This is a genomic window from Polaribacter sp. YIW18 (assembly GCF_057219325.1).
On sequence record NZ_JBXVVE010000001.1, the window covers coordinates 26,053 to 41,477 of the forward strand.

Genomic DNA, 15,425 nt, shown 5'->3' on the forward strand with positions numbered 1-15,425 from the left:
CCACTAGGAAAAAGCAAAAACAGATACTGAGAATTATTATTTTTTTTATCATTATTTTATGGGTATTATTTTTGAAACTCTTAATTTAACTGGACCAAGAAGACCTGAGGTAAGTAATTCATCGTTTTTTCTCCAATGTCTCCAAGATGAAAATGTGGTTCGTTTTGATGGTCGTTTTGTGTTATTTAACAACCAATCTGGTAGTTTTTTTAGTTTATCTCCTCTTCGTTCATAATCTAAAGGCAAACCTTCATCACCAATTAGTTTGTTTGGCCATAAATTGGTTACTTTAATTTTTATAGTGTTTGTTCCTTTTTTTACAAAGCCATCAATAGTAACTCTAAAAGGTGCTTTCCATAAAGTACTTACCTTTTTTTCGTTGATAAATACTTCTGCAATTACAGCTACGCTTCCTAGATCGAGTTCTAAACTTTTATCTGATTGCAATAAATCATCAGAAATCGTAAATTCTTTTTTGTAAGATGCAGTTCCAGAAAAGTGCTGAATATTTTCGTCTTTATGATTTGACCACGATATTAGTTCCTTAAATTTTACGTTTTCTGGAACACCTGAGTTTGATGGAAAATCAACCTGCCAAGAATTTGACAAATCAATGGGTTCTGGTATTGCACTTACTGCTGCAGTTTTTGTTTTTCCTGATGCATTGGTATAAGTAATTTTACCTGTATTTAGTGTTATCCAATTTATAGCATCTTCACTATACATTAACTCAGGTTTTGATGTGTCTTTTGATAGTTTTAGAATTTGTCCTTTAGGAATAAACATAGTGCGTTCTTCACCATCAGTTTTGTAAGTAATTTTTAAGGTGGTTTTATTACCTTCTGGAATTTGATTATCTATCAATGTATCAGAAATCAGAATATCAAAAGTATTGTTTGCAACTAGTTCTTTAATTTTATTTGTAACCTCATAGGTTTTATAATTTTGAGGAATACCCTTGGTTTCCGCTTTAAACTTCCCGAATACAGCTTTTAACACTTTTAAAGTTTTACCTTCTGCATCAATTTCTATATGCTCGCGTTCCTCTGCATAAATTTGATGAATAGATTCTCCTATTTGGTATTCCATTCTAAACTCTTTTTTATAGCCCATTGCAGGATCGCAATCGCAAAACGCTCGAGACATTTTAAAGTCTAATTTGCCATCTTTTATGGCATCATTTACTTTATCTGTAATATCTATTAAACCTTCTTGAAGAAACGTACCATATTCAGCTTTTATGATTTCTAAATTCGAAAGAGCCTCCGATTTTGGTTGTTCTAATTCCATTTTAACGGATGTTAAATGGTTTGCTTTTATAGGCTTTTTAAATACTATAAAAACCGATTCTTCCACACCTAAAGATAACGGAACTGTAGTTGTGCCATCTTTGTTCTCTTTAAAAACCACCAAATCTTTCATAGTGCCTTTTTCCGAATTCCAAAGTTCTGGTTGTTTTCCTGAAACTCGAAAACGCGCTACAATATCTCTTGCCTCTTTTCTAGCATTGGCGATAAAATAAATATCAGCATTAGCTGTTTTTCTGTGGATGAAACTTAGATCTGAGTTATCGCTAGTTTCTAATTTAAAATCTGGTATTTGATTGCTTAACACAGCTTCAATTGAATTCTCCTTTACCAAATCTTTTCCCCATAATTCATCAACATAATTTTCAACAACTTTATCATTATTTGGATAACCAGTTAAACTTGGCGATTGTGTTGGTTTTTTACCAATAACTATTGCTCCACCTTCAGCCAATTCCTTTACTTTTTGTAAGGTTTCTGGTTTTATAAAACTAGATTCTGGCAATACCAAAATTTTATAAGCATTTCCAACTGAAGAGTAAATTATTCCATCTTTAACAGTTAAGTCTTTCAATTTATTGGCGCCAATCAAATCATAATCAAAACCCATTTTTTTAATTTCTGGTTTTAGAAAAGCCGTATTTGGTGATGATTCTCCAGTAAACACTAAAACATCGGCTACATTTTTTCCTTGTTGTAATAAAAATTGAGATCGTGCTATATAATCTAAAAATCCTTTTCCTTGATTCCACCAAGTATTATTTCTATTAAAATCAAATCCGTGATAACTTAATGCCAAACCAGGTGCAACATCCCAAGGTTGATGTACATAAGAATGAAAAATAAAACGTGTAATGCCTTGTGCCCAAGCTTGATCTCCAATTGATTTTATGTCTGCTGGGTGTTTGTCCCAACCACCAATTCCTGTAAATGCTTCTGCACCAACAATAGCACTTCCATTTAAATGTGCAATTGAAGAAACAAATTTTGCCGAATCAAAAAACGGATATCCTCCACTCCAAAATTCACACATTACAATATCTCCTGTTGCACCTACTTGCATATTATCAAAAGGTCCCCAATAAGGTTCAACAGAGAATTTCATTCCGTTTTTATGGCATAATTCTGCAAAATGTGCGTAGTAATTTTCAGCAATTAAATCGCCAATAGTTCTTCTAAAGTCCCACAGAAAACGTTCGGATACTTCACCACTTTCTATATAATAGCCTGCTAAAGTTGGTAAAAAGGATTTTAAATCGTAACCTCTTAAGTTTTCAAATTGTGTTTCAAAACCAGTTGTCCAATTGGTGGTTTCTACCTCATAACTATCAATTAAACATTTGTTAACGGTGGTTCCTATTAAATCTCCCAGTTTATCAATGATAGGTTGTACGCCACCTGCCCAATAGGCATCTACTGCTGTTTTACTCATTTTATCCACTTCCAAACCTTTGGCTTCTGGTGGTGCAGGACGATTTGTAGTTCCAATGGGTGTGTGTCCAAATCTTAAAATAACGAATTCTCCAACTGGAGCTTTCCATTCTAAGATTCCTTGTTCAGATACTTTAGAAGTTACATCGATAACAGTTTCTTTTGAAATAATTGATTCTTGTGGAATCGTTTTGGTATCTGGTAATAGATGATTACGTATACGCTCAGATAATATTTTATAATCTAATCCGTCTATCTTTTTCGTTGCTTTAGGTTTTGGAAAAGCCAAAACTGCAATGTCTTTATAATACTCAAACTTCGTTTTTGGTTTTGGTAGTTGTGTTTTAATTTGTTTTCCGCCTTCAATTGTAAGCTCACTAAAAACGACTGTTTGCATCGCATTTTCTTCGGTAACCCAAGGACCACCAGAAGACGACCAACCTGCGCTGTTGTGAAATGCCAATTCTAAATCCAAACGTTTGGCTTCTTCTGCAGAAAACTTGAATAACTCTAGCCATTCTTCACTTAAATATTTCACAGGTCCTTTTGGAAACCCTAGATGCACATTAAACAACTGTGCTTCTTGGATACCAACTGCTTTCATTGCTTCCAAATCTTTTGTGATTCCTGATTTAGAAACGTTACCACTAATCCAATGCCACCAAGTTCTTGCTTTGGCTTCGTTTGGTGGGTTTTTAAATCCGTCTTCTAAGGTTAGAGCTTGCGCCATTTTTTCTGAAGATGGACTACATCCAAAACCTAAAAATAGTAGAACTAAAATGGCTAAATTCTTCATTGTATATTATTGTCTTTTTATAATTTTTGAAGTCGATATTGTAACAGGTCCTAACAATCCTGAAGGTAATAATTCGTCCGTTGCTTTTTGGAATGAATAGGCACTAAAGGTTTTGCGTGGTCCTTCTGGAAGTGGTTGATTATTTATGTACCAATCTGGCATTTTTTTGTATTTGCCTCTATAATCTTCAGAGCCAAAACCTTTTTTACTTCTTCTTACATCATATTCCGTTTGGTTGGGTAATTTTTCATCGCCAATTAAACGATTCGTCCATTGATTGGTTACTTGAATTTCTAACGCGTTTTCTCCTTCTACTAAAGCATTTGTCACATTAAACGTATGCGGCGCTATCCAGCTTACATCAACATCTTTTCCGTTTAAAAGTACTTTTGCAATCACATTAACTTTGCCTAAATCAATTTTAAATTGTCTATCGGGTTGCAACATTCCTTTTTCTATATTGAATGTTGTTGTATAAATTGCGGTTCCTGAATAGTGTTTTATTTCTTCTACTTTACTTATCGTCCAATCAAACAATTTATCTGTTTTTATTGAGGCTTCATAAAAGTCTTCTGCTCTAAAATTGATTTCCCAATTGCCTATTATTTCAATTTCACTTGGAAAATCACTTACATTCATAGTCCAATTTTCAGAATCGTTTACAAGTGCTGTATAGTTTCCGTTTGCATAAACTTCAGCTTGTAATTTATTATTTTCATCTAGACTAAATGTTGGTTTAGCCACATTGTTAACTGGTGTAAAAGTAACTTTAGGTTGAGTTGTTTCAGATTCTTTAAAAAGCACAAAAACCGATTCTTGCGGATGCATTGGAATAGAAATATCGGTTCGTCCGTTTTTGGTGGTATACTCCACTAATTTGGTAATCTCTCCAGTTTCTGCATTCCATAATTCTGGTACTTTTCCTTCCACTAAAAAGCTACATTTTAGGGTTTCGGATTTATCTAAATTATGATTATACACAAAATAAATATCTTCATTTTCAGTACGTCTGTGGTAGAAGTTAAAGTCTGGTTGTCCTTCTACAATTAAATCTTTTTGAATTGAATTTTCCTCTAAAATTTGTCCCCATTCGCCTGTACTGTATGTTTTTTTACTCGACCAAATATCGTTGACTAATTTATCAAATTCAGCTTGCATGGCTTCAGTTACTTTATAACCACCAAGTTTCTTTGGTTTCTTTCCAACAATTAAAGCGCCTTGTTGCGAGAGTTTATGAATTCCTCTTAAGGTTTCTATATTGATAATATCATTTCTCTGCAAAGACAAGGCACTATAGGTAATGCCATTAGGTAATTTTAATTTTCCGTTTTCTACCGTTAGTCGATTTACAATTACATCGGCATTTACACAATCGTATTTATAAGCTGCAGGAAGTTTAGGACGTATTTGATTAGAGTGAATAACATGACTTGGTGCTCTATCGCCCACAAAAACCAACACATCTAACACAGGATTTCCTTGACGTAACATATATGAACCTCTTGCCAAATAATTGAACCATTCTGGACCTGCATTGTCCCACCAAGTTTGTGTACGATCTATATGAGATCCTACAAAACTCATACTCATTCCTGGTTTTACGTGCGTATTGGATTGATGCGCAAAACGATGAAACATATATTCATTAATTCCATTAGTCCATTCGTAATCTCCTTTTTGTTTGGCTAAAGCCGGATGAAATCCCCAGTTTAATTTGGTACTTGTAAAAGCTTCTGCAGAAATTACATTTTTACCATAAATATGACCAGAGGAAACTGGTGCGCGTTTGTGTTTATTTCCTCTACCTAACCAAAACTCTCCCATAGGAATATCAGCTTTTCTACCAGCATCTAAACTATTAAATGGCCCCACAAATCCGTAAGGTTCGATGTAGGATATCAAACCATCTTGATGGCATAATTCTGTAAAATAATCGAAATAATTGATAACCATTAAATCACTTACCAATTGTTTCATATCCCAAAAAACGGCTTCAACAGTTTCATTATTTTCTATGCTTTTACCAGCATACATCAATAAAAACGGAGTGAAATCGTAACCAAAACGTTCTTTGAATAGCTTTTCCATCTTGTCTGTCCAGTTTTGCGGGCCAACTTCGTAACTATCTATTTCTACATATTGCAAGGCATTTGGAGCATCAATTTTTGCTTGCTCTACCAGTTTGCCAACAAAAGCATCGTAATGTACTTTTAATGCCTTTTTACTAAATTTATCGACTTCTAATCCTTTCCCTTCAACTGATGAGGGTTCGTTTGTTGCGCCTGATGCTGTAAATCCAAAACGCATGATTGTCCAATTTCCTTCTGGTAATGTTGTTTTTAACATTCCATTAGCATCCATTTTATCACTTAAAATAAGAATGTCTTCTTTTTTAATAAATGCTTCTGATGCAGTATTTCTAATAGGACGTCTATTTTTTCTATACGACGTGTATTCCATAATATTTCCTAAAACAGGACTTGCAGAAAGTTGCATTTCATAGAAACCAGCATCCATTTCAGTTTCTATCCTAAAATAACGTGCTGTAACAGGTTTAAAACTTTCATAGAAATAACACTCGTCTTTACCAATACGTTCTTCTCTAGGTTTGTGAGCAACTGTAAAATGAACGCCATCGTCTGATTTTAATAAAGTTAATCGTCCTTTTCGTTTATTAATAAAAACGTTTATAGATTGAATCTTGTGTGGTTTTCCATAATCATATTGCACCCAACCCTTTGCCTTTAAATCCGCATGTGTGTTGGTTTGTTTGTCAGTTGCTAAAGCTACATTAAAGGCTTTATCTGAAGATGTGATTATAGGTTTTGCACTGTCATCAATTAACTCGGTTGCTAAAGTTGGATATGCCACCACAGCAATGTCTTTATAATAATTATGTCTTGCTGGAGGTTGTGGTAGTTGAATATTTACTTCCTTTCCACCTTCTGCAATGACTTGACTATTTACTACAACTTTCATCGCATTTTCTGGGGTTACCCAAGGCCCTCCACTAGAGGTCCAACCATCACAATTATGCACCCCAAAACTCAAACCTAATTTTTCACATTCTTTGGCTGCATGGGTTAAAATATCGCGATGTTCTTGCGAGTTGTATTTTACATCACCTTCTGGCAAACCCATTGATACGTTAAACACTAAAACACCACCAATTCCAGCTTCTTTTATAGCTTTTAAATCTTTGGTAAATCCTTCTTTTGAAGCGTTTCCGCTGTTAATATGATACCAAGTTCTTGGTTTGGTTTCTTGTGGTGGATTTATAAAACCTTCTTCTAGACTGACTTTATTTTCTGGACCATTAGAAATCTTGGAATTCTGACAGGATATTAAAATCGTAAGGGTAAAAATTAGTGAGAGTATTACTTTCTTCATTTTTATTGAATGATTAATTGTTGTTGTTTTTCTGATTTAATTGCTCAAGTACGTCATCAAAAGAGGTATCCTTTAAGTTTTTACTGATGTATTTTAAATCAGTAATTAATTTTTCTTCAGAAGACCTTCTACTCTTTATTTGTTTGTATGGCCATTTTTTTTCTTTTAGTAGATATGGCACTAAAAATTGATACCCCTTTTTTATACTGCTACCATCGTTAGAAATGAATTCCCAAAGGTTAACATCTACTTTTTTTCCTAGTCTAACCAATTCTAAAAATCCGTGTAAATTCATTACTGAATAAGAAAACGATTTTGTTCTTGCCAATTCTAGTGGCTGACTTCCATCAGGTTCTATTTGGCTAAAAATTCTAGCTTTTGTTGTGGTTGATAGATAATTTTTGACTTCTTCAATTTGATTTAGGTAGATTAAAATACTTAGCAATTGCACATCGTAATGCGTACCATGGTTATTTTTCCTTATGGCTTCTTCCATACCAAGCTTGCTGTTTTTTAACCAATTGCTGTATTCAGTAAACCAAATGTGCATACACTTTTCTGTTTCTGAATCAAGAAAATTATTCGCTTTTGCGATTTCTAAAAATTGCAATACTGCTGTTAGTCCTCCAAATTCAATAATACCAAAACACCGTCCTTCAGAGTCACCAGGTAAATATTGCCCAAAATTCACATTTGGATTCATTTTGGTTTCATCATTTAAAAACCAAGCTTTAATAAGTACTATATTTTTATTGGCGTATTTCTTTTTATTACTTATAGTATAAGCTTTTTTTAATGTTTTTACAGCTGAAAAGAAGTTGCTTTTTTCGACAAAATCGGTATGATTATTTCTTGTTTCAGGATTTATTTCTCCATCTTTCCTAATGTATGGTAAACCATCTGGTGTATCTGGATTTGGCCACCAATATGGACCAATGCTCATATAATCGTGTTTGTCTTCACTTGGTGGTAATACTTTTTTATTGACTACTGAAAATGGTTTTATAGTTAATAATGAATCGGCTTTATGAAGCAGTTGCTTATCTTCTTTAATATTACTTTGGGAATTCGTACAACTGTATATGCTTATTAGAAGTATAAGAACTGTTAGTTTATAAAATACCGATAGTTTCATCATTAAACTTTTTTTGAGTAGTAATTAAAATTAGTTCTCTGTTTATTTAAGCAGACCTTTCAGGTTTTAAAACCTGAAAGGTCTGATAAAAGAATATTTCTTTTAAAATAACTTAATCTATAAACAACTCATCAATATAAGGACCACTTTTTCCTGTGGTTTCAATTCTTATGCTATTTGCACCTGCTTTTAATCTTAAAATAGCTGGTACAAACTTCCATTCTTTTTCCCAACCACCTGTTGGTTTAAACTCTAACATCCTTACAAATTCGTCATTTAAAAATAATTTCATAGGATGCAATTCTCCTTTATTATTGTGCATATATCTAAAGCGCATGCTGTAATCGCCCTCTTCACCATCATTTTCTTGATAAAATTCTACAGAGCCTTCTCCACCTTTAAAATCTACAAAACCAGACCCTTTAAAACGTCTTGCGTTTCTACTTGCAGTTGCAGTTCCTTTTAAAATACCATCTTCAGCAGAAATATTAATTCCTCTTCCAATCCACATATCTTTAGAGTGTTCATCACCCCAAAATAAGCCTTCATTTTTACCAAAAGTTTCTTTTAGAGTTAACACTACTTTTCCGTTTTGTTTTACTATAGCTTTAACTGTTGTTCCATCTTTAACCGTAAAAGGTTTTGTGTAGTTAATTCCAGAGGTTTTTGGATCTTCTCCATTTATGGTATATGCTATTTCTAAATTAGATGCACCACTATTTCCAAAAAGAGTTACCAGTTCTGCATCAATTGAAATCTCATTAGAAATATACAAGGCTTTGTCTCCTAAAATTGAAGCAGTAACAATTGTACCGTTTTTAGCATTTGGTTTTTCTCTTAAAAACAATCTGTTTTTACCAAAAAACAATTCCCTAAAATCTGATTTTGTTCTACTTGTAGGATCAATAGGATTTCCATTTTCCATAGAAATCTTTTTTAGATCTCCTTGAATGTTATAGTAGATTTTATTTTCTCCATAAGGATACAAATTATCATTTTCATCTAGACTTTCTGAGGTAATGATGTAACTTGTTGTAAAAGAACCTTCAGCCTCTAATTTTTGAATGTTGGTTTTTAATTTTGATGGTTGTTTACTTGTGCTAAATGAAGTTCTTTTCACTTCTTTTCCATCAATGTACGCAATTGCTTCCAATTTTCCTTCTTGGTAAGGCACCATCCACTCACATTGCATTTCGTTCCAAACCTTACCTGGTTTGTCTTTTCCTAACGATTTTCCGTTTAAAAATAATTCAACTTCATCAGCATTAGAATACACCCAAACTGGAATAACAGTTCCTTTTTTCATTCTTGGATGCGACCAGTGTGGCAACATATGAATCATAGGTTCTTTAGTCCATTGACTTTGGTAGAAATAAAATAAATCCTTTTTAAAACCAGCTACATCTAAAGCTCCTCCCATAAATAAGTTGAAAGGTAAACCTCCGTGCACCAAACCAGCTTCTCCATAATAATCGAAACCTGTCCATCTAAAATGACCACTATGCCAAGGATTGTCTCGCATTACTTCCCAATATTTTCTAGCAGAAACTCTTACAGTTGCATTGTCATAGGAAGAATTGAAACTTTGTTTTCTATTTCTCCAGTTTTTAGGATTGATGCCTTCGTAAAAAAAGATTTCTTTTTCTGTTAAATTTGGTAACGGATATGTACCAGGTAATTCATTATCTCTCCACCACGTTTGGGTTCTGTAATATCCACGTGTTTGCCATGTATGTGGCGCTTCTGTAGAAATAAATGGTTTGTCAAAAGTTTTACTTTCTATAAACGATTTGGTTTCAGAACCTCCATTTACACCTTGAATATCCATATCTTCTGGATTTCCTGCTCCAGATGTAAATAATCGTGTTGGGTCTAAACTTTTTCCGAATTTTACCAATTCTGGTCCAATTGGGCTGTGGGTTTCGTTACCCAAACTCCACACAAAAATACTAGGGTGATTTCTATCTCTTGTTATCCATTCTGTGACATCACGTTGCCACCATTCATTAAAAGCTTGTTTTCCATAATCTTGTGGTGCTTTTTTGTGCCAACCGTCAAAAATTTCATCCATTACTAACAAACCAATTTCATCACAAATGTCGTAAAACATGGGTGGAGTAGGGTTATGAGAAGGACGAATGGCATTGATACCCATATCTTTTAAACTCTGTAATTTCCAACGTAACATGGGTTTTGTCCAAGCGCCACCAACAGGGCCACCTTCCCAATGTTCACAAACACCTTTTAACTTTACGTTTTCTCCATTTAACCAAAAGCCTGTATCAGTTTTCCATTCTACAGTTTTGAATCCGAATGTGGTTTCAATTTCATCAATAACTTTTTTTCCTTTTAAAATTTGAGTTACCGCTTTGTATAGAGTAGGGGTTTCTGGGCTCCATAATTGTGGTGTATTTACTTCAAATTGATATGTTGGATTTCTTTTTGATAATTTCTCACATTTACTCGTCAATTCTTTTCCTTCTGGAGAAAATAATTTTACTTCATATTTTAATCCTTTTAATTTTCCATTGATTTCTGCATCAATTGCAACTGTTGCTTTTTTATCAGTAATAGATGGGGTTTTTATAAAAATAGAATTGGGTTTAAAATGAGTAGGGTTTACTTCAATTAATTTTACTTGTGCGTAAATTCCACATGGGTGATACCAACGTGCAGAAGGTTCTAAAGAATTATCAACTCTAACAGCTATTGTGTTTTTTCCTTCTTTTAAATATTTTGAAATATTATATCTAAAACTGATATAGCCATAAGGTCTTTTACCTAAATGATTGCCATTTACCCAAACCTCAGAATTCATATACACCCCATCAAAATTGATGTAGGTAATTTTTGAAAGACTTTCTTTATTTACGTTGAATTGTTTTCTGTACCAGCCAATTCCACCATCGTGATAACCACCACCTTGACCTTGGTCACCACCTTTTCTTACGCCTTTTTCAAAAGACCAATCATGAGGTACATTAAGACTTTTCCATCCTTTAGTATCAAAAGTTTCTTTTGAGAATGAAGGATTATCTTCTAGAATAAAATTCCAATTATTATTGAAGTTGGTTTCTGCACGTTGTGCATTATATTGAATAGTATAAATCAATAAAAAGAGCGACAGGAATGTTTTTTTCATTTTGTGTTTTAATTTTTAGTAATAAAAATCAAACATAATCTTAAAAAATCAAAAAATAATCCTGTGGTGTTATGGCTGAGGAAAACTTTTTTAAATATTGTTACTATTAAATTTATCGGAAAATTCTGAGGGTGTTAATCCGTATTTTTTCTTAAAACATTGACTAAAATATTTTGGTCTTTTAAAGCCTACTTGATAACTTACTTCTGAAATGTTTAGTTCATTAATTTCCAGTAGTTTTGCTGCGTGATTTAAACGTATTTCTTGAATAAATTCATTAGGTGTTGCATTTGCCCAAGCTTTTATCTTTGTAAATAACATTGAACGACTTACGCCTAAATCTTCAGCAAATTGTGCAATATTAAATTCTTGATTTGCAATATTTTCTTTTACTATTTTAAACGCTTTATCTAATAATTTTTGATCTATAGATGTTAAAGAAATATCTAAAGATTCAAAGCTACTATCAGAAATAAATTTGTTTTTTAAATTTTGTTTAGAATCCAAAATATTTTTAATCTTTAATTTGAATTCTTTTAGAACAAAAGGTTTGGTGATATAATCATCAGCTCCACTTTCTAAACCTTCGAACTTATAGATTAATGAAGATCTAGAGGTTAATAATATTACAGGTATATGGCTAGTAGTTATGTTGGTTTTTATTTTTGAACACAATTCGGTACCCACCATTTTTGGCATTACTACATCACTTACAATTAAATCTGGCATATGTTTAATTGCCTTATCTAATGCAACTTGGCCATTTTCAGCAACAAGAATATTGTATTTTTCTTTTAAGATTTCTTTCATAAAAGACCTAAGCACCACATTATCTTCAACAATAAGAATGGTATACTTTTTTTCTTTTAATATTAAATCTTCTACTTGTTTATTTTCACATTCTGGTAAATTTATTTGAGTAACATATTGAGATACATCATCACTTTTCTTAAAATCTTTTATAATTTCTTTTTCTGATAAATGTTTTACACCAAGTTTAAGTGCTACAGAAAATCTTGCTCCATGTGGCTTTAGATTAACAACAGTTATTTCTCCATGATGCAGTTCTACAATATTTTTTGCGATCGATAATCCAATACCTGTACCTTTTAGATGATTTTCATCAGTTTGCTTATGCACAGCAACTTCAAAAAAACGATCAAATATTTTATCTAAAAATTCATCAGCAATACCAACTCCAGAATCTTCAACCTCAATAATTACTTGTTCATTTTCTTGTTTTAATTTTACCAAAATGGTTCCTCCTTTTTCTGTATATCTAAAGGCATTTGATATTAAATTGTAGAAAACACGCTCTAATTTGTAGCGATCATAATACACTAAGATTTCATCTTCTAAGGGTATAAATTGGTAGTTGTAATTACCATCTTTAGCATGTTCTGTAAACGATAAAAAAATCTCTTGTAAAAACTTAACAATATTTCCTTCAGCAGCTTCTAATTGGAATTGATTGCTCTCTAGTTTTCTAAAATCCATTAATCTATTGATTAATCGTAAAAGGTGATTGGTACTACTTTCAATAATTTTTAATTTTTTATGTATTTCACTAGAGCCTTTATAGTTGTTTAAAATATTTTGAAGAGGACCAATAATCAGGGTTAATGGAGTTCTAAATTCGTGAGATATATTTGTAAAAAACTGAAGCTTTACTTGGTTTAATTCTTCGTTTTTTTTGTTAGCTATATATTCTAATTCTAACTTATCTTTTAATCTAGATTTGGATTGTACAAACCAACTAAATCCATAAAAAATAGCAAAAAGCAACAAGAAATATATGGTATAAGCCCACCAAGTTTTCCATGGAGCAGGACCAATTATTATCTTAATTTTGGTTGGGTTATTATTCCAAACATAATCATGATTTGCTGCTTTAACTTGAAACTCATAAGTACCCGCACTTTGAAGCGTAAAAAAAGCTTCTGTTTGTTTGGTAAACGTCCAAGAGTCATCTAACCCTTTTAAACGATATGCATATCTGTTTTCTGTTGGGTTTATAAAATTTGGAAGCGCGTAACTTATTGAAAAATTAGAATTATTATGCGTTAGTTTTATATGATCCGCAAAATTTAAACCATTAGCTAAGATACTATCAGTTCCTTTTATAGTAACAATTTCATTTTTAATTTTTAATTCTGATAATACTACTTTTGGTACTTTATTGACTTTGATAAGCTTTTTAGAATTAAAACTAGTAACCCCATACAAATGACCAAAATAGATTTGGTTGTCAACTTTTAATGCTGAGTTTTGTCTAAAATCGTTGTTTCCTATAATATTATTTTGATTGTATATAAAACTTTTATCTGATTTTGAATTGTATTTGACAATTCCTTTGTCAGTACTTAACCATAAAATTCCATCATCATCTTCTATGATTGAATTGACCATAGAAAACGTGTTTTTTTTGGAAAATCTTACTTTTCTAAAAACATTTCCTACTAACTTATACAACCCTCGAGTGTTAGAACCAGCCCAAACTTCATTATTATTATCTTTATAGATATAGTTTATATTAAAGGTTTTGAAAGGTTTGTTTCTAAAGAAGTTTTTTCTTGAAAGTTTTCCTTGATTATTAAATTTTATTGCTGTTGCGCCTCCAATACCAGCAACCCACAAATTATCATTTTTATCAATATAGATTGTCTTTAAATACGTAATTGTTATGTGACTTTTACTAAAAACACGTAATCTTTTACTACTTAAGTTATACTTAACCAACCCTTTACCAAAAGTAGCTAGATATAAATTATCTTTGGAATCTATTTTTATATCGTAAATGGCAGTGGTAGCGATATAGTTTTTAAGCTCTTCGGAAACAACATCATCACGTTTTTTCTTCGTATTTACATCATATACTATTAGTCCTTTATTTAAGGTTCCAACAAATAATAAATTGGGGTTTTGAAAGTATAAAGAACGAATTGGATGATTGATATTTTTATCTAAACTTTCTACTTTAAACAAAGTAGAAAGTTCTTTTTGTTTATTAAACGTATTAACAACACCACCTTCTGTAGCCACATAAATAGTAGCATCTTTACCTGCTACAATACTATTTGTAATATTGTTAGATAGCTTGTAATTTTTGTGGTGCAAAAAATTTTGATATGATTTATCCCAAGTAAGTACTCCCCCATTTTCTGTTCCTAACCACATCATCCCATTTTTATCTTTATAAATAGTTTTAATAAAATTTTGAATTATACCGTTACTATTTACTTGATTTTCTTTTAAATAAATTGTTTCTTTTGATGGAGTTATAATGTAAAGCCCACTTGTTGTAGCCAGCCAAATATTATTGTCATCATCAATCTCCATATCTCTTACATCTATATTTACAGGAAGATTGATTTCTTTTGGTCTACTAAATTCTTTTGTAGTTGTATTAAAGTACAAGAAACCATTATTTCTAGTAGCAACACCGATAACTCCTGGAGTTATTTCGAGAAGGCTATTAACAACAAAATTATTTTTTTCTGTTGTTAAGCTGTAATCATTAATCGTAAACCTTTTACCTCTTTCAACATTTACAATTCCTTTATTTGTGGCTAACCAAACATTTTTTTTATGATCTAGAATCATGTTGTTTATAGATCTAATACCTTTTTTTGGATCGCGTTGTAAAAACTTTAGAAACCTATTTTTCTTTTTTTCATAGATAGAAACACCGTTTTCTGTTCCGAACCATATATTTCCACCCGGCATTTCTAAACTACACCTCACTAAACTATGACTTAAAGAATATTTAATAGTAGGACGTTTATAGAATCTTTTAAAGGTATTTGTTTTAGGGTCAAACCTATTTAACCCGTTAAAGGTACCTATCCAAATATAGCCTTCTTTATCTGATAAAACATTTATGGTTTCACTACTACTAATACTATTACTCTTACCTGGAGTATTTCTGTAAATAGTAAATTCTTTACCATTGTATTTGTTTAATCCATTGCTTGTTCCAATCCAAATTTGCCCAAATTTATCTTCGGTTATTGAAGAAATAGTATTGTTAGATAATCCGTCTGAAATATTAATATTTCTAAAGTTAAAGTTGCTTATTTGTGCAAACAGAAAATTAGTAGCGAATATGAATAATAATAAAAATAGTTTCTGTTTCATAAAAAAACCCATTTAAAGTTTTGAGCTAAAATAGTTGTTCTAAAATAAAAAATACATTTTAATTGGTAGCATAGTTCTTATAAAAAA

At 31.8% G+C, this 15,425-nt stretch carries 5 protein-coding genes; all 5 read right to left on the reverse strand.

Annotated features, from left to right (window positions below; genetic code table 11):
- Positions 1-51: 51 nt before the first annotated feature.
- Entirely contained in the window at positions 52-3,534 is a 3,483-nt protein-coding gene (locus tag AC2D6T_RS00080; RefSeq protein ID WP_484680026.1) for a glycosyl hydrolase, read from the reverse strand.
- A gap of 6 nt (positions 3,535-3,540) precedes the next feature.
- Entirely contained in the window at positions 3,541-6,924 is a 3,384-nt protein-coding gene (locus AC2D6T_RS00085) for a glycosyl hydrolase (protein ID WP_484680027.1), read from the reverse strand.
- A gap of 13 nt (positions 6,925-6,937) precedes the next feature.
- The gene (locus tag AC2D6T_RS00090; RefSeq protein ID WP_484680028.1) at positions 6,938-8,062 is read right to left on the reverse strand and encodes an alginate lyase family protein; all 1,125 of its coding nucleotides are present in this window, start codon (positions 8,060-8,062) and stop codon (positions 6,938-6,940) included.
- Positions 8,063-8,171: 109 nt separating this feature from the next.
- Positions 8,172-11,201: a glycoside hydrolase family 2 TIM barrel-domain containing protein gene (locus AC2D6T_RS00095; RefSeq protein WP_484680029.1), complete on the reverse strand. Its 3,030-nt coding sequence runs from the start codon at positions 11,199-11,201 to the stop codon at positions 8,172-8,174.
- 90 nt (positions 11,202-11,291) lie between these two features.
- The gene (locus AC2D6T_RS00100) at positions 11,292-15,338 is read right to left on the reverse strand and encodes a hybrid sensor histidine kinase/response regulator transcription factor (RefSeq protein ID WP_484680030.1); all 4,047 of its coding nucleotides are present in this window, start codon (positions 15,336-15,338) and stop codon (positions 11,292-11,294) included.
- Positions 15,339-15,425: the final 87 nt, after the last annotated feature.

What these genes read in the sequence shown, in the direction of transcription:
- AC2D6T_RS00080 (WP_484680026.1), bottom strand. Translation starts at nt 3,534, where the DNA reads ATGAAGAATTTAGCCATTTTAGTTCTACTATTTTTAGGTTTTGGATGT.
- AC2D6T_RS00090 (WP_484680028.1), bottom strand. Translation starts at nt 8,062, where the DNA reads ATGATGAAACTATCGGTATTTTATAAACTAACAGTTCTTATACTTCTA.
- AC2D6T_RS00100 (WP_484680030.1), bottom strand. Translation starts at nt 15,338, where the DNA reads ATGAAACAGAAACTATTTTTATTATTATTCATATTCGCTACTAATTTT.
- AC2D6T_RS00085 (WP_484680027.1), bottom strand. Translation starts at nt 6,924, where the DNA reads ATGAAGAAAGTAATACTCTCACTAATTTTTACCCTTACGATTTTAATA.
- AC2D6T_RS00095 (WP_484680029.1), bottom strand. Translation starts at nt 11,201, where the DNA reads ATGAAAAAAACATTCCTGTCGCTCTTTTTATTGATTTATACTATTCAA.